The organism is Sphingobium vermicomposti, assembly GCF_011762025.1.
GTDB classification, from domain to species: Bacteria; Pseudomonadota; Alphaproteobacteria; order Sphingomonadales; family Sphingomonadaceae; genus Sphingobium; species Sphingobium vermicomposti.
Map to the genome: position 1 here is coordinate 180,001 of NZ_JAASQR010000004.1, position 19,565 is coordinate 199,565.

At 57.4% G+C, this 19,565-nt stretch carries 14 protein-coding genes; 7 read left to right on the plus strand and 7 right to left on the minus strand.

The features are described 5' to 3' along the window. Window positions 1-115: 115 nt before the first annotated feature. The 5 genes from FHS54_RS14220 to FHS54_RS14240 all read left to right on the plus strand — a co-directional run bounded on the left by FHS54_RS14220 (window position 116) and on the right by FHS54_RS14240 (window position 6,427). Entirely contained in the window at window positions 116-916 is an 801-nt protein-coding gene (locus FHS54_RS14220; RefSeq protein WP_167304769.1) for a phytanoyl-CoA dioxygenase family protein, read from the plus strand. A gap of 66 nt (window positions 917-982) precedes the next feature. Then, complete coding sequence (locus tag FHS54_RS14225; protein WP_167304770.1) at window positions 983-1,369, plus strand: VOC family protein; 387 nt, start codon at window positions 983-985, stop codon at window positions 1,367-1,369. A gap of 194 nt (window positions 1,370-1,563) precedes the next feature. Beyond that, window positions 1,564-2,754 carry an MFS transporter gene (locus tag FHS54_RS14230; protein WP_279589148.1) on the plus strand — a complete coding sequence of 397 codons (1,191 nt, stop codon included), beginning with the start codon at window positions 1,564-1,566 and terminating at the stop codon, window positions 2,752-2,754. A 56-nt stretch (window positions 2,755-2,810) separates the two neighbouring features. Continuing rightward, a complete protein-coding gene (locus FHS54_RS14235; RefSeq protein ID WP_167304774.1) occupies window positions 2,811-4,589 on the plus strand; it encodes a flavin-containing monooxygenase in 1,779 nt (592 codons plus the stop codon). Between the two features lie 590 nt (window positions 4,590-5,179). Continuing rightward, on the plus strand, window positions 5,180-6,427 hold the full coding sequence (locus tag FHS54_RS14240) for an SGNH/GDSL hydrolase family protein (RefSeq protein WP_167304776.1): 1,248 nt from the start codon (window positions 5,180-5,182) through the stop codon (window positions 6,425-6,427). 174 nt (window positions 6,428-6,601) lie between these two features. Here FHS54_RS14240 and FHS54_RS14245 read toward each other — a convergent pair whose 3' ends face one another. The 4 genes from FHS54_RS14245 to FHS54_RS14260 form a co-directional block, all read right to left on the minus strand. Further along, complete coding sequence (locus FHS54_RS14245) at window positions 6,602-7,315, minus strand: GntR family transcriptional regulator (RefSeq protein WP_167304778.1); 714 nt, start codon at window positions 7,313-7,315, stop codon at window positions 6,602-6,604. Window positions 7,316-7,429: 114 nt separating this feature from the next. Then, a complete protein-coding gene (locus FHS54_RS14250; RefSeq protein WP_167304780.1) occupies window positions 7,430-7,837 on the minus strand; it encodes a GNAT family N-acetyltransferase in 408 nt (135 codons plus the stop codon). A 31-nt stretch (window positions 7,838-7,868) separates the two neighbouring features. After that, window positions 7,869-8,768 carry an NAD(P)-dependent oxidoreductase gene (locus FHS54_RS14255; RefSeq protein ID WP_167304782.1) on the minus strand — a complete coding sequence of 300 codons (900 nt, stop codon included), beginning with the start codon at window positions 8,766-8,768 and terminating at the stop codon, window positions 7,869-7,871. Further along, entirely contained in the window at window positions 8,761-9,168 is a 408-nt protein-coding gene (locus FHS54_RS14260; protein WP_167304784.1) for a carboxymuconolactone decarboxylase family protein, read from the minus strand. Before FHS54_RS14260 ends, FHS54_RS14255 begins: the two co-directional genes overlap by 8 nt. Window positions 9,169-9,544: 376 nt before the next feature. On the opposite strand from FHS54_RS14260, the gene FHS54_RS14265 reads away from it, so the two are divergent. Both FHS54_RS14265 and FHS54_RS14270 read left to right on the plus strand, forming a co-directional pair. Next, window positions 9,545-10,945: an NAD-dependent succinate-semialdehyde dehydrogenase gene (locus FHS54_RS14265; protein WP_167304785.1), complete on the plus strand. Its 1,401-nt coding sequence runs from the start codon at window positions 9,545-9,547 to the stop codon at window positions 10,943-10,945. Window positions 10,946-11,713: 768 nt separating this feature from the next. Further along, window positions 11,714-13,819 (plus strand): TonB-dependent siderophore receptor, encoded by a 2,106-nt coding sequence (locus tag FHS54_RS14270; protein WP_167304787.1) that lies wholly within the window; start codon window positions 11,714-11,716, stop codon window positions 13,817-13,819. 336 nt (window positions 13,820-14,155) lie between these two features. On the opposite strand, the gene FHS54_RS14275 is transcribed toward FHS54_RS14270, so the two are convergent. The 3 genes from FHS54_RS14275 to FHS54_RS14285 form a co-directional block, all read right to left on the minus strand. Beyond that, a complete protein-coding gene (locus FHS54_RS14275; RefSeq protein ID WP_167304789.1) occupies window positions 14,156-15,460 on the minus strand; it encodes an NtaA/DmoA family FMN-dependent monooxygenase in 1,305 nt (434 codons plus the stop codon). 92 nt (window positions 15,461-15,552) lie between these two features. Continuing rightward, the gene (locus FHS54_RS14280; protein ID WP_167304791.1) at window positions 15,553-16,482 is read right to left on the minus strand and encodes a phytanoyl-CoA dioxygenase family protein; all 930 of its coding nucleotides are present in this window, start codon (window positions 16,480-16,482) and stop codon (window positions 15,553-15,555) included. 302 nt (window positions 16,483-16,784) lie between these two features. Then, window positions 16,785-19,241 carry a TonB-dependent receptor gene (locus tag FHS54_RS14285; protein ID WP_167304793.1) on the minus strand — a complete coding sequence of 819 codons (2,457 nt, stop codon included), beginning with the start codon at window positions 19,239-19,241 and terminating at the stop codon, window positions 16,785-16,787. Window positions 19,242-19,565: the final 324 nt, after the last annotated feature.

The following is a 19,565-nucleotide window of genomic DNA, read 5'->3' on the forward strand; positions in this document are numbered from 1 at the left end:
CATTATATGAGTATGCAGCTGATATCCTTAAGGTCGATTAAAAAGGAATGCGCCTCATCTATCCTTAAAGATAAGGAAACAGGGTGCTGAGCAAGCTCATTGAAGGACTTTCACAATGACTCTACAGCATCTGCCAAATACCGCTACGGTTGAGGAAGCCACTGAAGTCTTGCGGGAGCATGGCTATGTTATCATAGATCAACTGGTTCCGGCTTCCGTGACGGATCAAGTGCTGGCGGATCTTCTGCCGTTCGCTCCGAAGGCGCAGGAAACGGACGAAGAGTGGGGCGGCAACTACGCCTATCGAATTGGCAAGCTGATCGCCCGGTCGCAAACAGGCCGCGATCTGGTGATGAACCCACTGGTGCTTGGCGTGGTGAAGAATATTCTCACTGGCGCATCGACATTCCAACTTTGTACGACCGAATTGATCTCGCTGAATCCGGGAGCCCCGGCCCAGGTCCTCCACACAGATGAATTGCTTTACGATGACTTTGTCTTCCCGGACGATTGCGTTGCCTGCTGTAACACTTTGTGGGCTATCACCGATTACACCGAAGAAAATGGCGCTACCCGCATTGTACCTGGTAGCCACGCTCGGCCGCCCGCCAACTATACAATCGAAGACACGGTGCCCGCAGAGATGAGCCGGGGATCGGTATTGATCTTTTCTGGCAAACTCTGGCACGCGGCGGGCAGCAACCGCTCTACAGAGGTGCGGCGTTCGCAGGCGATCAACTACTCTCTCGGCTGGCTCCGCCAAGGGGAGAACCAGTATCTGGCCTGCCCGCCGGAAACCGCGCGTACTTTGCCCGAAGATCTGCTGAAGGTCATGGGATATCAGGTCGGCCCCAAATATGGTTACGGCCACGTCGGCGCACAGGCCGATCCCCTTCAGGAACTTCTGCAAGCGTGAGGCAAGGTCGGATCGGTCGCTGTTATATTGGGCCTGCCGACGTTAATTGAATTGAGAGGAAAATTAATGGCCACACCGTCTTTATACTATGTCAGATTAATCGTCGGCGATCCAGAAAAGCTGGCGCCTTTTTACTCTGACGTGCTCGGGTTGAAAGAGACGCATCGCGTCTACGAACCCGAACATGTACGGCCTCATTTCGAAATATTTATGTCGTCAGGAGATCAAAACCAATTGATCCTGATGAAATATTTGAACCAGCCCACGCCCGTGCCCGGCGAAGCGAGGGTGGCCTTCCTGGTTGAGAATGTGGACGCTGCTGTGGCTGCTGCACAGGCTGGCGGCGGCACTGTAGTTCTGCCGGCTGAGACGCTTGAAAAATATAACTTCCGCTGGGCAACAGTCGCCGACCCGGAAGGTCATACCCTGGAGGTCATGCAGTTCGGCGTCTGACCGAGGTATATTCGGTAATCGACAAGGGCAGGTGCGAAACACCTACCCCGGGCGTGAGCAGTGTTGACCGAACAAGGATCGAGTGAGCGGACGGATTGTACCTACCGCAGGTTGCAAGAAGGCAGAAGCAGGACATGGTGGGACTTTCTGGCACCCAAAAGCTAAGCGCTGGATTGCGTGGACGCCCCGGTGCGATGCTCCTTCGGGCCACATTGGCCCAAAATGTAGGAACTGGCTGCGCATTTGGTGGCTTGGGCGTCAGCGTGTTGGCGTTTCAGGATCGTTTTCAGACCTCCATGGGCTTGGCGACCATGGGGATTTCCCTGACCGTTCTGATGATGACGGCCATGGGTCCCCTTATGGCGGTTGTTCTGGGTCGATGGGGGCTTCGGCGCGTCATGTCCGCCGGTGTGGTGATGTCTCTCCTCGGCTACGTCCTGCTTGCCTACGCTCCCAGCATCACTGTCGCGCTTTTCGCGTGTGCGGCACTTATCGGTCCCGGTGCCGCCTTGTTCGCCGCGCTTCCGCCGGCCGTTTTGGCAGGGGGCTGGTTTCCACACGCCCGGGGCAAGGCGACGGGAATTGCCTATCTTCCCATCCTGACCACGGTAATACCTGTGATTGGCGTCGGCATTATGCAGCGCCATGGCTTGACAGGCCTATACTTGTCGCTGGCGGCGCTGCACCTCCTGTTGTTGCCATTAACGCTGACCGTGGCGGAACCTCCGCTGGATGCGGCTCAGGACGCTGAGGTTGACGTACCCCACGTCGAGACGAGGCACGGCGGAATATTGGGCACGGCGATCTTCTGGCTGATCCTGGTGGGCAACGGGATATTGAGCGGGACGTCAATCGCCGGGGCTGCGCATCTGCTGCCGGCGATCGAGGAGCATGGCATTTCCCTGGAACTAGGCGCGCTACTGCTTTCGGTTTCGGGAGTAGCCAGCATCTTTGGCTCCTTGCTGGCAGGCGTCGCATCCGATCGCTGGGGCGCCGCGACTACCCTTGGGCTAGCTGGATTGGGTTTTGCAACTGGCTGGGGCCTCATGGCGGTGACGGGATGGTTGCCCAGCCTTACGCTGTCCGTCTCCCTCATTGGCCTGAGTGGAGCAGCAGTATTTCCCCCGCTTAACGCTTTGTCAGTCGAGGTGTTCGGTGTGGAGGCCTTGCCAAAAGTGCTCGGCCTGTTGGGGCTTCTTGCCATTCCTTTCACTTTTGCAACGTCTCCCTTCATGGGTTGGCTGCGCGACCTGTCGGGCAGCTATCGACCCGTTTCCGCCGAAGTCGTCGCGACCTGCGTTGCTGCGGCGTTCGTGTTTTTTGCGATCGGACGCCACCTCAGGCGAAAGACCGATGTTGACCTCGTGTCGCCGGCTATTCTCTGAGATGGCATAATCGGCGTGATATTTAAGCTTAAATATAAGAATTTGGAGCAGTTTTAATGAGCGATTTGGAAAAGCCGATCAAAATATCTCCTGAAGCGCTAAAAGAGAAATACCGTATCGAGCGCGACAAGCGTCTGCGCCCCGATGGGCCGAGCCAGTATATCGACCCGAACGAAGTTTTTCGGGACTTCGATGCCGACCCGTATGTGGAGCCGGGCTTTACGCGATCCGCAATCGTTGAGGAGACAGAAGTCGTGGTCGTCGGCGGTGGCTTCGGCGGGCTTCTGACCGGTGCGCGCTTGCGGCAGCAGGGCGTCGAAGATTTTCGCATCATCGATCGGGCAGGCGACTTCGGCGGCACCTGGTATTGGAACCGCTATCCGGGCGCAGCGTGCGACATTGAAAGCTATATCTACCTCCCGCTACTCGAAGAAACCGGATACATTCCGACTGAGAAATACGCCAAGGCTGCGGAGATCTTCGCATATTGCCAGCAGCTTGGCCGTCATTTCGACCTCTACGACCGCGCATTGTTCCAGACACAAGTGTCAGAGGTTCGCTGGGACGAGGCACGCGGTCGTTGGCTGGTCCGCACCAACCATGACGACATGCTGGCGGCGCGCTTCCTCGTCATCGCCGGCGGGATCATGCACAAGGCGAAGCTGCCCGGCATTCCAGGGATCGAAACGTTCAAGGGACACAGTTTCCACACCAGCCGTTGGGATTACAGCTATACCGGCGGCAGCCCGACCGAACCGATGGATCGGTTGAAGGACAAGCGTGTCGGCATCATCGGCACGGGCGCGACGGCGGTGCAGGCTGTGCCCAATCTTGCCCGCGACGCAGAGCATCTCTACGTCTTCCAGCGCACGCCATCGGGTGTGGGTGAGCGGAATAATCGGCCGACCGATCCTGAATGGGTGAAGTCGCTCCAGCCGGGCTGGCAGCAGCGCCGGGTCGAGAATTTCGAGGCGCTCGTCAGCGGTCAGACGGTGGATGAAGATCTGATCAATGACGGCTGGACGCAGATTTCCGGCGGCGTGAACTTCGAAGGCGGAGGCGAGGGCGACGACCAGTATGAAATGGCCGACTTCGCCCGCATGGAGATGATCCGCGCGCGCATCGATGCAATCGTCGAAGACCCCGCCACCGCAGAGGCGTTGAAGCCATGGTACAACACCATGTGCAAGCGCCCCTGTTTCCATGACGAATATCTTCAAAGCTTCAACCGCCCGAACGTCACGCTGGTCGATACCGACGGCAAGGGCGTCGAGCGGATCACTGCCCATAGCGTAGTCGTCGACGGGATCGAATATCCAGTCGATTGCCTCATCTACGCGTCGGGCTTTGAGGTATCGACCGGCTACACCCGCAGGCTTGGCTTCGAACTCTATGGCCGCGACGGGCAGGCTTTAACCGAAGCGTGGAAGGAAGGGGCCGGGACCCTGCACGGCATGTATGCGAAAGGTTTTCCCAATCTGGTGATGTCCAGCCTGATTCAGGGCGGCACCGGTGCCAACGTCGTTCCGATTCTCAATGAGGTCGCAGTCCAGACGGCCTATACGATCAAGCGCGCCATCGAACTGGAAGCCCGGACTTTCGAACCGACTGATCAAGCACAGGAAAACTGGCTGGCCGTGCTCTTCACCCATCTCACGGGGAGCGCGAAGTTCTCCACTGAGTGCACGCCCGGTTTCTACAACAATGAAGGGTCGATCGGTGATCCCAAGATGGCGCGCAACGCTCCATATGCTGGCGGCACCCTCAGCTATTTTGAAGAGCTGAAGAAATGGCGCGAGAATGATGAGCTCGAAGGTCTCGAGATTTCGAAATAAGAAGGGGCGAGCGGTAGCTGTCAGATGATAGCTACCGCCCTTCACATGAGGCAGTTGACCTGAGGGCGGAGCGAGGGCGCAGACCGTCTGTTATTAGGGTGACCCGAGGATGCAGAGCAGGGCACCACATCGCGATGACCTGATGCGAGCTTGGGTGCTTGCTTCAAATCAGCTCAGATGACCAAGCGCGTGAACACTCCATGGCCCATTAGATCGATCTTCCTCGGACCGGATAACGAGAGAATCATATGACAACGCAGGCGCAAACAATTGAAACGCCGGGTGACTGGCACAATCGCAGCTTGCCAATGGCGGACACGCCGGAACTGCGCGAGGCGCTTCAGGATGCCAACATCCAGACGCTGCTGATGGTCCCAAGGCCAACAGCTATTACAACAATAGCAAGAAGCGCAACTTCATGTCCTGGCCCTGGCACCTTGTCGATCTGTGGAAGCAAACCCGCGGTCCGATAAAGGAGCATTTTGACGTTCGCTGAAACGCATCCCACCGGGAGCAGTAATACGGGATAGCTGCTCCTTTCTGTAAAACCACATCGTCAACCCATTCTTTTGTATATTGGAGAGTATCTAATGGGCGGTTTTAAAACCAAACACGCGTTTGCGCTGTCGTTGTTCGCCTTATCGCTCGCCTCCACTGCTTCTGCCAAGCAAGCGCAATGGGTTGACGCCTTTCAATCAAGTCCCGCCGATTATAATCTGGAATTATCGGCAGACGCCGAGATGCCGGAGCCAGCCAAATCGTTCCTGACGGAACGTCCGCCGGTCAGCGGTACGCTGCGGGTCCGTTTCGCCGTCGTTACGGGCGGCGATCAGGTGCGTATCAGGATCTCCAATGAAGAGGGCGCAACGCCTTTGTCGCTCAAGGCAGCGACGGTAGGACGTGCTGGCGAGGGGTTTGACATGGTCAAAGGCTCCATGCACCCGCTGACTTTTGGCGGACGGCGCGACGCGATGATCCCTGTAGGAGCGCCGCTGCTGAGTGATCCGGTCGATCTGCCGGTTTCCAAAGGTACGGCACTGGTGGTCAGCACGACGCTCGCCCAGCCGCTTCAGCTCAAGCCGCTCGGTGCAACGATGATGAGTGTCGCGCCGGGAGATCAGACCGGCAACGAACGCCTGGAAAATTCTCAATCCATACCCGGGCGGCCGATTGTCAGCGGAGCGTTGGTACGCACCAACCATTCCCCCCGCGTCGTCGTGGCGCTGGGGGATTCGATAACGGATGGAGATCGTGTCACGCTGGGCGCTGGGCGCGGTTGGCCCGAAGAGCTGGCGCGCCGTCTGGACAGCAGCAATTCGGGTACAGCGCTGGTTATCCTGAACGCCGGGTTGGGCGGAAACAGGGTGCTGACCGCGGGAGCCGGCAAGTCTGCGCTCTCTCGCCTCGACCGGGATGCCCTGAACATAAAGGGTGTGACGCACATCATATTGTTCGAAGGCATCAACGACATCGGCATGTCCGGGAAATCCATGTACGGCGACAATCCGCCGCTCAGTCATGAGGACCTGATTTCAGGCTATCGCCAGATCATTGCGCGCGCCCACGTGAAGGGGGTCAAGGTCGTCATGGGCACGATCATGCCCTTCGCCGGGGCTGAATATTATTCGCCAGAGAAGGAAGCGACCCGCCAGGCCGCGAACCAGTGGATACGCAGTTCGAATGAACCCGATGCGGTGATCGACTTCGATGCGGCTACCCGTGATCCGAAAAAGCCGTCTTACCTTCGCCAGGACCTGGATTCCGGGGATCATCTCCATCCTAATGCCGCCGGTTACAAGGCCATGGCTGATGCCGTCGCCCTGCAGGTCCTGAATTAAGGCAGTCCGGTGTTTCCGCCAGCTCTCGTCATGGACTGGCGGAATAGCCGGATCTGCCTCGCTTCGTGTGCTTGGATTAGATGCACTAAGTTGGGAGTTGATTGATCCCGTGTGCCGATTAACTAGCCAATCAAGTCCTATGCGTTCGGACAGTCGGCGCCGGTCATCTCCGAACTAGCCTGCTTCCTTCGCTTCCTGGGCCCGCAGAACTTGCAGGGCCGCTCCGGCGGCTTTCTGCACATGCAATCGGCATGCTGCTGCGGCACCTTCCGCGTCTTTCCGTTCGATCGCTTCGACGATCGCGCGCATCTCTTCGATGGTGTGCTTGAGCCGCCCCGGCGCCGAAAGCGAGTAAGCGCGAAGCTGTCGATTGCGATGAAGGATCGTCATCAGCATCCGTGACGCGTAGGCGTTGCCACAACCCGCAAGCAGGACATGGTAGATCTGCTGCTTGATAGCCAGTATCGCCTCTTTGCTGTCATCTGCCCCTGCTTGGGAGAGCCTGTCGAACACTTCGCGCAACGTCGCTCGATCGCTTTCGCTGGCTTTGCGCGCGAACTCATGTGCCACCAAGCCTTCAAGCTCGGCGCGAACCGCGTAGATTTCCTCGGCTTCCTCGGCTGTCAATGTTGCGACAATCGGCCCGCGGTGCGGACGCTGCTCAACCAGGCCTTCGGCCTCCAGCAGCCGGATCGCCTCGCGGATGATCTGCCTGCTCGCCCCGAACGTCTCCATCAGCACGCGATCGGGCAAGTGCGTGCCTGGTGGATAGTGACCAGTCACGATCGCATCCCGCAGCGCGTCCTCTACTTGTCGGCGCACCGGCATAGGCTCAACCCGCCGCGGAGCACCGCCCCCGGTTAGCGTCGTAAATTCCGTCACGCTCATGTCTTCCTCCACGTAACGATAATTAACCACCGGCACGACATGTGGCGATACGCTATTTGCTGTTAAACTTTCGCCGTCCACCAATCTCGAACGCCAGCAAATTCCGAGGCGGTGTCAACGGGCCCGGGAATAAAGAAACGCCCTGTCCGATACCGGCATGCCCAATTTCTGATAAAAGCCAACCGCATCCGGTGCGGCCAAAAGCAGTAGCATCGATTCTTCGCCCGTCAGATCGCGGGTTTCCTCGATCAGGCGCTTGCCGACGCCGCGACCTTTAAATGCAGCATCGACAGCCAAGTCAGCGAGATATGTGGCAAAGGACCAATCAGTGATCGAACGCGCTATTCCGACAAGCTGTCCCGTTTCAACAAGCCTTGCGGTGACAATCAGATTGGCATTGTCGAGCATCCGTTGAAGGCGAGGCAAGTCTTGTATCGGCCTCCTCAAGGCGAGGCCGGACTTTTCAAGCAGATCGACAAACTGCGAAACGGTCACCGTTTCGCGTCTATATTCGAATTGCATTTTCACCTTCCGGCCAAATGGTCTTCCTAGCTCAGTGATGCACCTGGAGTGTCTCTAAATACCGATTGATCTCGGTATGGTCGGCACCATCCTGAAGCTGTTCGCGCGCGGCGTCCCAAAGCGAAGCCATCAGGCGCGAAGTTGGCGAGGCAGCCTCCACTACATCCGCTAATTGGGCCGCAACGCCCAAATCCTTCGCCATCAGGCCAAGTGAGAAACCACCATCGTAGGTGCCCGACAGGACGAACGGCTTGATCTTGTTTTCGGTGCTGTTGTTGCGCCCGGTCGAGACGTTGAGGATATCGACCATCTGCTCCGGATCGAGCCCAAACTTCTTGCCTACGATCAGCGCTTCGCAGGCAGCAGTCAGACCGGCGGCCGACACAAAATTGTTCAGCGCCTTCATGGCGTGCCCCGAACCAAGCGGCCCTGTTTCGAAGATAGTCCGGCCCATAGCTTCAAGAACGGGCTTCACGCGAACCACACATGCGGCATCGCCGCCAATCATGATCGCCAGCGAGCCATCAGCCGCACGTTTGACGCCCCCGGATACCGGAGCATCGACCATCTGCAAGCCACGCTTGTCGAGTTGCTCCCCGAGTTTGCGGGTTTCGGCGGGCGCTGACGAGGACATGTCGATCAGCACCGCACCGCCAAGATGGTCGGCCAGCGAATCCAGCACCACCTTGTTCACGATTGCCGAGCTTGGCAGCATCGTGATGACGGCGTCTGCCCCCTGTGCGGTCAGCGCAGCATTTTCGCACACCTTGCTGCCGGTTTCCTGAAGCTCCTTGCAGGCGTCCTGCGAAAGGTCGAAGCCCTGGACCTGATAGCCTGCCCTTATCAGGCACTTCGCCATGGGCAATCCCATCGCGCCTAAACCTACAAATCCGACGACGGCAGGTGCGGCGATTGTCGGGGCGTCAGTCATTGCTGATCAGGCCCATCTCGACGAGCACTTCGGAAGCGAGGCGGAAATGTTCGAGCGATGCCGGGAGACCAGCATAGATCGCGCTTTGCAGAAGGAGCTCCTTGATTTCATCCACGGTCACGCCATTGTTGATGGCGGCGCGGACGTGGACCTTGAATTCGTGGTGACGGTTCAGCGCCGTAAGCATGGCAAGATTGACCATGCTGCGGGCCTTGCGATCGAGGCCGGGACGCGACCAGATTTCGCCCCAACAATATTCCGTCGCAAGCTTCTGGATTTCCATGTTGAAGGGGGTCGCAGTGTTCAGGGACTTTTCGACATAAGCATCGCCCAGCACCGCCTTGCGGATTGCGATACCTTTTTCAAATTGCGGTCCTGCATCCTTGAACAGATCGCTCATTCCTTGATCCTTCGGTCGGTAAACTGGGGGCGTAGCGCGCTTGGGAAAGGATCTACGCTTGACAGAATTGTCCGTCAATCCGCTTGACGGGTAATATCTGGAAACATAAGGATGCCGCTAGCTTTGAAAGGCCAAGATGCAGGTTGAAGCGGCGGGTTGGACCCGCCACTTGAAGTTGTCAGTCCAAGCCGAGGAACGCGTTCGTTGCCCACCCACCACGACAGCGCTTTTCGAACTGGCGCTCGCCACCTATGCCGGGATAAGAGCGGCTGGATCGTTATAGGATAAGTGATGCCCTTACCGGCCACGAAACCCTTCATATCCCCTTTCATCATTTTCTGCGGCAATTAGCTGCGAACGCCAAAAGGAAGCAGAAATGGCTCAGTCCAAAATAGCCCCGAACGAGTCGGCCGCGATCAACCCGACCACGGGTGAAGTTTTGACCCGCTATCCGCACCAGACCCCGGATGAGGTTCAAAGCTTGTTGGACCAGTCGGTCGCGGCGTTCAGGATCTGGCGCGACGTTGAGCCAGTTGAGCGGGCGGCCATCATCGGCAATCTTGCCGGTATCCTGCGCAGGCGGATCGACGCGTTCGCGATTGCCATGACTCGCGAGATGGGCAAGCCGATCACCCAGGCGAGAGCCGAAATCGAAAAATGTGCCGCGCTGTGCGAGTGGGCAGCGGCCTCCGGCGCTCCACTACTCGACGATGAGCCTACTGAGATTGAGGGGCAGGCTGCTTATGTCTCTTACCTACCGCTGGGGCCGATCCTTGGCATCATGCCCTGGAACTTCCCATTTTGGCAGGCAATGCGCGGCATTGTCCCGGTCGTTCTTGCGGGCAATTCCTTCATCCTGAAGCACGCGCCCAACTGCCTCGCGACCGCTTACAATGTTGCCTCAGCCTTTGAAGAGGCTGGCGTACCAAAAGGCCTGATTTCCGTCCTGAACGTCGCCCAGGATGATATCGAAGCGATCATCGGCGACGACCGCGTTGCCGCCGTCAGCCTTACCGGCAGCGTGCGTGCGGGTTCGGCCGTGGCTTCGCAGGCGGGTCGCGCGATCAAGAAGTCTTTGCTTGAACTGGGCGGTTCCGACCCGTTCATTGTGCTTGCCGACGCCGATCTCGATCGTGCTGTTCCCGCCGCCGTGCTCGCCCGTTTCCAGAATTCCGGTCAGATCTGCATCGCGGCCAAGCGCATCATCGTCGAAGAGCCGGTGGTCGAGGAATTTTCCAGGCGCTTTGTTGCGGCTGTGAAGGATCTCAAGATCGGTGACCCGGAGGATGAAAGCACCTATATCGGCCCGATGGCGCGCGTCGACCTGCGGTCGGAACTGGCCGATCAGGTCAAGCGCACCGTCGAGCAAGGTGCACAGGTGCTGCTCGAAGGCGGCCCGCAGGACGGCGCCGATGGCACGGCTTTCTTCAAGCCGGTGGTCCTCTCCGGCGTCGAACCTGGTATGGCGGCGTTCGAGGAGGAGACGTTCGGACCGGTCGCGGCTATCATCACGGCGAAAGACGCCGAAGACGCAATTCGTCTCGCCAACCAGAGTGAATTTGGCCTGTCAGGAGCGATCTGGACAGCCGACGTCGCAAAGGCTCGCCAATATGCTCGCCGTATTGAGAGCGGCGGCGTGTTCATCAATGGCTTCGCCGCTTCCGATCCGCGCACCCCGATCGGCGGCGTGAAGAAGAGCGGCTATGGCCGTGAGCTGTCGCACTTCGGCGTTCGCGAGTTCACAAATGCCCAGATCGTCTGGATCGACCGCCGTTAGCTGATGGACAGGGTATCGAGCTCGTGCTTGAAAACTACTGAGGGATTTGTCCCGTTCGCATCTATCCGCAAAATGGTAAAATTCAGTGATGCCAGCACGCTTGGCAAGGGTGCGTTGAGATTGCCAACCTTCTCGCGCACGTTGCAAATGTGATCCGATTTCGACATCCGAATTCGAATGCCTCTCTCCCGCTGAATCGTTCGATATATCGTACACATCGAAGGTATTTCTAAGAAAAATCAATGGCTTAATGACATAAAGTAAACGTCTTGCGGCGGGCAGGAAAAAGCGCTCAATTATCCAAATATTACCGCGCGCAATCAAACGAGGAAATTTGACAATAGAGCAGAACTTAATGCTAGCCGTACGCCATTTTCACCCACTAGGAGGTGCAAGGCAGCAAATGGATGCTGATCGGAACAAATTATTAGTCCGCCTATATGACGTCAAAGATTGTTTTCACATAATCAGAACGAAATCGGTCAAGGCATATAAACTTGTTTAGTATAAGGCTCCCCATGACAGGAGCTGGATGAATATTTATTCACAGCCCAATGACGACTTCCAGGTGAAGAGTTTGCCACCCAGTGGAGTAGGGCCGCCCCTTCGCGGCTGTTCGCCGACGATTTTCCGGGCGCAGGTGCGGCCGATCCGCTTTCCCGTTTTGGATGACCATCGCGACCACATCTGGCCGTCGGCTTGCACCGAGACGTCAAAATGCGTAGCGCGAATAACTCTCATTAGCGAATCGAGTGTTAGGGGGTCGTCTTGTCCATCTTTCGTGCAACGCTTCTGGCGTCTGCCTGCCTTTGCGCGTCTGTCGCTTCTGCTCAAGAGGCGCTGGTTGCGGTGCCAGATGCAGGGGATACCGACCAGATCATCGTCACCGGCCGCGCCCAGCGCCTCTATCGCACGGAGACCACCACCGTTGGCAAGGCGGCGCAGGATCCGCTCGACATTCCGCAGGCCTTGCAGGTCATCAACAAGGACCTGTTCGCCGATCAGGGTGCCCGCGATGCGACCGATATCTATCGCAACATTTCAGGCGTCAGCTTCTTCAGTTATGCGGGAATCACTTTTCGTGGCTTTCGGCAGGACCAGTCCTTCTATGACGGCATGCGCGGCAACCCGTTCATTGGCTTTTCGGTGCCGCAGCTGTTCAATATCGAACGGGTCGAGGTGCTGAAGGGGCCTGCCGGTCTGTTCTTCGGCCCCGGTTCACCCGGCGGCATCATCAACTATGCGTCGAAAGTGCCCGACGACAAGGCTGCCATGCGGCTGGTCGCGACCGCCGGCAATTACGACCGGCGCGGCATTTCGGCGGAAGCGACCGGCCCGGTCGACGGCGATGGTGTGGTCACCTATCGCCTAGGCGGCTTCTATGAAGCGTCGAACCCCTATCGCATCAACACGAAGAATGTCTCGTTGATAGGGGACGGTGCCATCGCCATCAGGACCAATGAGGGCGGCAAACTGACGCTTCAGGCCACAATCTACGACAATGACCTTCAGGCGAACCGGCTGCGCGGCGTGTTGACCGACAATGATGGCAATTTCCTGGGCAGTATTCGCTGGAACGCCAACGAGCCGACCGACTTCCTGCATCTCAAGTCCAAGGCCTATCAGGCGCGCTATGCGACCGCGATCGGCGACCGGGTGATGTTCGATGCAGGCCTGCGCTATTTCAAGGCGACCGAAACGCAGCAATATCATGAGCCGCGCGGCTTCCTTGCGGGCAGCACGGACCTTGTCGTGCGCGAGTTTCGTGACCAGATACGCGATGTCGATGGCCTGTCCTTCTCCGCCAATCTGACCGCGCGCGTCGACCTGCTCGGCATGGAGCACAAACTCCAGACCGGCGCCGACTGGTATGACGAAACCAGCGTCCTCAACAGCCGCATTCTGCGCGCGGGCGTCACGCCATTGAGCCTCAGTAACCCCGTCTACACCAACAGCGCGCGCGACGTCGCGCGGGCTGCTCTCCTGCCCTTCGCCGTCACCGACACCCGCACCAAGCGCAAGGGCGCCTATCTGCAGGACCAGATCAGCCTGTCCGAGGCCTTCATTCTGGTGGGCGGCGTGCGCTACGACAAGTTCGAGGACGGCGTGGTCGGCGACCGCTTCTACACCGATGAAGACGTGACCTTCCGCACTGGCGCGATCTTTAAGCCGCGCCGCGACGTGTCTGTCTATCTCAGCTGGTCGCAGAGCTTCGAGCCGCAGAGTGCGTCCAGCCAGACGATCGATGTTGGCGGCCCCTTCGCCCCCGTGACTGGTGACCAGTTCGAGGGCGGGGTCAAGACCGACCTGTTCGACGGCCGGTTGCAGGCCAATTTCGCCGCCTATCGCATCGTGCGCAAGAACATCCTTCAGGCCGACACCAGCCTGCCGCCTGTCAACGGCCAGGATCAGCTGCGCCCGATCGGCGAAGTGACGAGCAAGGGCTTCGAAATCGACCTGTCGACCGACATCACGCCCAACTGGGTGGCGCTCGTCAATTATGGCTTCAACGACACAAAGATCACTGGCACCATCGCAGGACAGGCGATCACCAACGCTGTGGGCAACCGCTTCGCCAATGCGCCCAAGCACAAGCTTGGCTTCTGGACCCGCTATCAGCTGCCCGCGATCGACACCGCCATCGCCTTTGGCGGCGAATATGTGTCGAAACGCATCAGCCTGTCGGGACAGGGGGTGAAGCCCTACACCATCTTCGACGCGTCGCTGACGAAGGGGCTGGGCTTTGCCGAGTTGATGCTGCGCGTCGATAACATATTCGACAAGGTCTATGCGGCGTCCGGCTTCTCGGCACAGAGCGGCCATTTCCCTGGTGAACCGCGTACCTTCCTCGCTGAAATGCGCCTCAACTTCTGATCATGGGGAAGGTACAGGGCGGCTTACGCCGCCCCGTCTCTATCATGCCAATTCGCCAGCTTCCGGATCGGCCTTAATGAGGGTCATGTCCTCGGCTTTTGGTTCTTCCGGCCTCGAGCGCTCTGATCCGCATCGGCGGGAATCCAGTTGCAGGGGGAGGAGTCCGACACGTTGGCAGCAAGAAGCAAAGCCATGAAGGGCGACTTCCCCTTCATGGCCACAAGGCTGCTCTACTGAAAAGCCGGCCTAATCCCCATCTCGCTGGCCGGAATATATGAGCACAACCTGATAAGTCAGAGACGAGCAGGTGCCGTCGTCAGCCTGCGCACAGAGCGCCTAAAATTCGCGTAAGACCTCCCGAAGCGTCGTGCCGGTATATTCGGTGCGAACGGCTCCCGCCTTCTGCAGAGCTGGGATAAGACCGTTGACTAGATCTGGGAGCTGGCGGTTATAGCCCGACCCTTCGATCAGGAAGCCGTCCCCGCCGACCTCGTCCATGACCTCGATCAACTGGGATGCGACTTGCTCCGCCGTGCCGCTAAATCGCGCTTTGTTTCCACCCTTGCCTGATGAGAATAGATCCCTGAGGGATTTACCTTCCTCCCGCCCAGCCTTCTTCATGTGATCAAGCGCGCTGGTATGGCCACCCGCGACAATGTCCTGCGGCACTGGAGAGTCCAGATCATACTGCGAAAAGTCCACATCCAGCGACGAGGAAGCCATGACAATATTATGCTCAAATGCAGCCTGCTTCTCAGCTTCGCTCATTTCGGGCTGCTCCTTCCCTTCCGGAATGATGTTAACGGGCGTCAAAAAGACCACTTTAATGTCGTCCGGATTACGACCCTGCCTTTCGGCGCGCCGTCGGATATCATCGCGATACGCTTTCATGCCAGCGACGCCGCCGGTCATCATGCCCAGAACGACTTCCGCATTCCTTGACGAAAATTGGCGACCGCGCTCCGATGCGCCGGCTTGGCAAAGTACAGGATGGCCCTGCGGCGACCGCACGGTATTCAAGGGACCGCGTGAGCGAAAATGCTCGCCCTCAAAATTGATGGTATGTACCTTTGTATGGTCGACATACACGCCGCTTTCCGGGTCAGCAACCAGAGCGCCATCCTCCCATGAATTCCAAAGTTGTTTGGCAAGATCGACATATTCATCCGCTATGTCATAGCGGACGTTGGACGGCAGAAGCTTGTCTATGCCGAAGTTCAGGGCGGCATTTTTCTCGCTGGATGTAACCATGTTCCAGCCGGCCCGCCCGCCGGTCAAGGAGTCAACGGTCGACAGCAACCTAGCCAACAAATAGGGCGGGTAGAACGTGGTGGAGGCCGTAGCGATCAGGCCAATATGGGAAGTGCCCTGCGCCATCACGGGAAGAAGCGGGATCGGATCGAGCTTGGGGGAGAGGGTCGCATTTTTCAGATCCAGCTCCATAGAGCCGCCATATCTGTCACCGACGATCAAAGTATCTTCAAACAGGATGAAGTCAAATTTTGCAGCCTCCAGAATCTGGGCCAGTTCTTTATGATAGGAGCCATCGATCCAATTCGATCCAAACTCTTTGCCATCACCTGGCCATGACGTCGCGCCAAACTTGGTGAAATATCCAAGGTGAAATTTAACATGCGACATAACAATAACCCTTCTTCATCGTATCGGAGATCCGATATGGCTGCCGACCTTTCCAGGGGCACAAATAGTCGGACAAGGCCCCTTGCATGGGGTCAGTATTCGATCGTGGCGGGCACTGAAATGGAGCGGAGCTCTTCCGACGCGGAGTTCCAAGGGTAGTCGAAGCCATTCACGACAGAGCTGTACGCGAGCAATTGGCGGAGCGTGCGAGACGCGCCCTCCATCGTTCTCGGATCGAGGACCAACGGGAAGTTGGTTAGTGGCCGACACCAGGGCGGGCAGTAGCCAAAGTTGATGGACGCCCGCTGCCGGTCAGCCGAGATATTTGCGCCGGTGCCGTGGAGCAGCATGTCCGTGTAAATGATCAGCGATCCAGCCGGGGCGACGGCGGGCACGGATTCGTAGAATGTGGCGCCGGATATATCGACCCGATCGTTCCATTGATGGCTGCCGGGGACAACGCGCGTCGCTCCATTCTCCTCGTCAAACGCGTCCAGGCACCAGATGAAGCGGGCTTGGTAGGGAACGGCCTGATGGCGGGTGCCTCCTGAGCCATCGAGGTGGATGAACTGTGCGCCGCTCCCAGGATGCGTGACATTGGCGTCGAGGCTTTGAACCAGATAGCTTTCGTTGAGCACCGTTGGCCCGAGGATGTGCTTGACCATATCCAACAGCACAGGCTGCTCCAGAAGCTCAAGAAAAACTGGGTGGCGGTCTGGCAAACGGTCGAGCCGCCGATTTTTGGCGTCCGGATCCACAAAGAACTGACTGACACGGTTGACGTCGGCCGCCTCTTCCTTTGCTATTTCAGAGGCCAGCACTTGACGGGCCAGTTCGACCTTGTCCGGCAGAACCGCGCCGGTCAAAATCGCATAGCCCGCGCGCTCGAGGTTTGCCTTTGCCGTTTCCAGGTCAGGGGTAGGCTGCGGCAAGGGCCCCTGGAAGTCCACCGGCACTACCATTGCAGCTTTGTTTCTTCCGACCTTATATTCATCTACCGACAGTGTATTCCCAACTGACATGTTAACATCCTTCGAATTTCAATTATTAGACTGTCTCACTCCTGTGGAGATGGAGTGATCGGGACGATGTTCGTCCTTGGTAAGTAATTATCAATCGTGGCCTTACTTCCAGCAAAGCTCATCATCCAGGGGAGCCAGCCCGCGGTTACCCAGCTGATTGGCTGGCGCTCCCGGGCTGCAGTGAACTTCCGCTGGCTTCGGAACAAAGCCCGACGGGCGCGGCTTACCCCTCAACCACCTCCGTTTGAGGACAGGCCCCAGCCGCAGGCGCTGCAACCGGGAACGCTTCCTCATCACGGCCCTTAGAAACTGTAGCGCGCGCGAACGCCGTACATTCGGGGCTGGCCGTAGATGGTGGACCAATAGTTTAGTGAGTTGTAGAGATTGGGGTTTCCAATACGATATAATTTGTTGGTCAGATTGGTCGCATAAAAGCCTAGATCGAGATCAGACCCCGCAATCTTCCGCCAATCCACGGACAAGCTCAACGTACCGTACGGCTCTAGCTTCTCGCCCGGCTCACTGCCGGGAAGGTCGTTAGCCGAGGTGTTCTGGCTGGATGTATGCGAATAGTTCGCGAAGATCGAAATCGTGCCAAGATTATCGCCTAGCGGCTTCTCAGCTGCCACATGAAAGTTGTATATGTAGGGAGCCACACCGGAAAATGGAATACAGGTCAAAACCGCTGTTTGACCCATGCCTATAAGTCCTCCACTACAATCAACCATAGGAAGATTGGCTGTAAACTCATATTTTTTGTATTTAGCGTCCGTATAACTGAAGTTACCGCCAACTTCCAGTCCGGGGAAAGGCCGGACTGATGCTTCGAGTTCGACGCCTTGGATCCTGGCAGTCGCGCCGAGTACCCGCGCACCTAGTGCGACAGTTGTAGGGTTATAGTCGGCGGCCGCCCGCTGAATATTCTTATAATCGAGATAATAATATGTTGCGTTCAATCGGGTGGGCATGCCCGCAATTGTGAAATTGGTTTTCACGCCACCTTCATAGGAAGTGACATTTTCCGGCTGGAACGTGCGAGTGTTCTCAAAGACGGCATTAGTATTGATACCCCCAGCCTTATACCCACGGCTGGCCTTGACGTAGACCATCAAATCGGGAGAAAACCGATAGTCAGCCCCGATGGTCCAGGTCGGCGCGCGTGTTTTCAAATTCGCGTCGAACTGGCACTGGTTCAAGTTAGTTGCAACGGAATTGTCGCCGATGCAAAAGAACGTTTCCGGCGTCGAATTGAGTGGCAGGTAATAGTTGGCCGATCCGCTGATGTTGTCCCACGTATAGCGGAAGCCACCTGTAATCTTGAGATTCTGAAGAGCAGGCGTCAGGAGGCCGAGATCAATCGTGGACTGGGCATACAGCGCCTTAGATTTGGTCGTGACCGCATAATTGAGACGGTAGACATCGCATAATCCCGTGAAGGCTGCGGGACAATAGCCATACACCGCCGCCCCTTGCTGGCCTGTCGGCCGCTGGTCAAAATAGAAGCCGCCTACTGTGAAGATTAGACGTTTGTCGAGCAAACTGCCCTGAAGCTGCAACTCTTCGGTGATCGTCCGGAAGTTATCGCGCGGCGTCGTGGCGCTGGGCGGCAAATAGTTGATGGGCGTCCCATCGCCGGGCAGCGTGACTTGCCCTGCTGCTGGGAAGCGGGGTGTGTCGTATTCATCAAGTTGAAGCACCGTCGCATCATTATCGACAGCAAAGCTTGTCCGAAAATGTTGATAGCTGACGATATTTCGGAGTGTTAGTTCATCGTTGAGTTCTAGCGCCGACGTGTTGCTCGCTCCCCAAGTTTTGGTCTTCTGAAACGCGTCGGTGCTGTATGCCGTCCGTCGCGGGCCAAGTGCTTCGGCTTCGGCATCTGCCGCGCGATATACATCGCACGATGCGACCACGCCAGGAACAGTGGGCCCCTCGACACAGGCGCCGGAGGCTGCCAGGCCCGCAATGTTGAAGCCGCGATGAATTTGGCCCGTGCCGTTGTTCCTCGAATAGGCGCCATAAACCATCGTATAGTTCTCGAACGTCTCGCTTGGCCGCAGGGTCAATCCGACGCGGCCCGAATACCAGTGGAGATCGTCGCGGTCCTTGTTCCACACGATATCCCGCGTAAAGCCGTCACGGTCTTGATAAGCGCCCGAGACGCGCAGCAGAACTTTGTCATCTACGAGAGGAAGGTTGATCGCTCCCTCGAACTCACGATTGTCATAGCTGCCAATCTTGGCCTGCACGTAGCCTTCAAATTCGTTGGTAGGCTTGCGCGGCACCAACAGTACTGCGCCGCCTGTCGTATTTCGACCGAAGAGCGTACCCTGTGGGCCGTTCAACACCTGCATATTTTCCAGATCGACGAAGTTGCCCGGGCCACCCTGCTGGTTGACTGAGATCGCTGCGGGCAGCGGTACTTCGTTCATATAGATGACGACGCCAGGCGACGCCTGAAGGGTTGCGCCTTGCCCACGGATGGTGAAGGACTGCGCCTCTCGGGCGCCCTGGTTACCCAGGCCAACGACGAGCGATGGCACCGTTCCCTGAAGGTCCTGCGCCTGAGTAATGCCCTGCTGCTGCATGCGCTCGTTGGAAAAAGCGGTGATGGTAATCGGAACATCCTGAGCGCGCTCATCACGGCGCTGAGCAGTCACCACAATGTCCTGCCAACCGCCGACAGCGTCGCGGGCGGCTGGTGCAGGAAGCTGCTCGCCTTGTGCAAAGGCCGTGGCAGCCGCGGATGTCGCCAGCATTGTAGCGCAACGAAGCATGCACCGAGCAACTGTCAACCTATTCCAATCCTTCACGATTTTTCCCCTCTTATCACAGTAATGACGATAGTCCTGCGGTAGTTTAAATTACATCCCGATTAGCAAGTCAGGTATCACCTAAAAGAATGATCTGATATTATGATCATATCTATGCATAACCTATAAATTAAACTGCGATGGAGTATTGTATTTATTGAGTTTTAAAAGTTATCTTGATCGACATGTATCGATAGATATTATTTACCTATGGGTGCTCGACATAAATTCCGATAGTTTATATTGCCATGGCTTCAGCTGACGGGCACC

What these genes read in the sequence shown, in the direction of transcription:
- FHS54_RS14220 (WP_167304769.1), top strand. Translation starts at nt 116, where the DNA reads ATGACTCTACAGCATCTGCCAAATACCGCTACGGTTGAGGAAGCCACT.
- FHS54_RS14225 (WP_167304770.1), top strand. Translation starts at nt 983, where the DNA reads ATGGCCACACCGTCTTTATACTATGTCAGATTAATCGTCGGCGATCCA.
- FHS54_RS14230 (WP_279589148.1), top strand. Translation starts at nt 1,564, where the DNA reads ATGCTCCTTCGGGCCACATTGGCCCAAAATGTAGGAACTGGCTGCGCA.
- FHS54_RS14235 (WP_167304774.1), top strand. Translation starts at nt 2,811, where the DNA reads ATGAGCGATTTGGAAAAGCCGATCAAAATATCTCCTGAAGCGCTAAAA.
- FHS54_RS14240 (WP_167304776.1), top strand. Translation starts at nt 5,180, where the DNA reads ATGGGCGGTTTTAAAACCAAACACGCGTTTGCGCTGTCGTTGTTCGCC.
- FHS54_RS14245 (WP_167304778.1), bottom strand. Translation starts at nt 7,315, where the DNA reads ATGAGCGTGACGGAATTTACGACGCTAACCGGGGGCGGTGCTCCGCGG.
- FHS54_RS14250 (WP_167304780.1), bottom strand. Translation starts at nt 7,837, where the DNA reads ATGCAATTCGAATATAGACGCGAAACGGTGACCGTTTCGCAGTTTGTC.
- FHS54_RS14255 (WP_167304782.1), bottom strand. Translation starts at nt 8,768, where the DNA reads ATGACTGACGCCCCGACAATCGCCGCACCTGCCGTCGTCGGATTTGTA.
- FHS54_RS14260 (WP_167304784.1), bottom strand. Translation starts at nt 9,168, where the DNA reads ATGAGCGATCTGTTCAAGGATGCAGGACCGCAATTTGAAAAAGGTATC.
- FHS54_RS14265 (WP_167304785.1), top strand. Translation starts at nt 9,545, where the DNA reads ATGGCTCAGTCCAAAATAGCCCCGAACGAGTCGGCCGCGATCAACCCG.
- FHS54_RS14275 (WP_167304789.1), bottom strand. Translation starts at nt 15,460, where the DNA reads ATGTCGCATGTTAAATTTCACCTTGGATATTTCACCAAGTTTGGCGCG.
- FHS54_RS14280 (WP_167304791.1), bottom strand. Translation starts at nt 16,482, where the DNA reads ATGTCAGTTGGGAATACACTGTCGGTAGATGAATATAAGGTCGGAAGA.
- FHS54_RS14285 (WP_167304793.1), bottom strand. Translation starts at nt 19,241, where the DNA reads ATGCTGGCGACATCCGCGGCTGCCACGGCCTTTGCACAAGGCGAGCAG.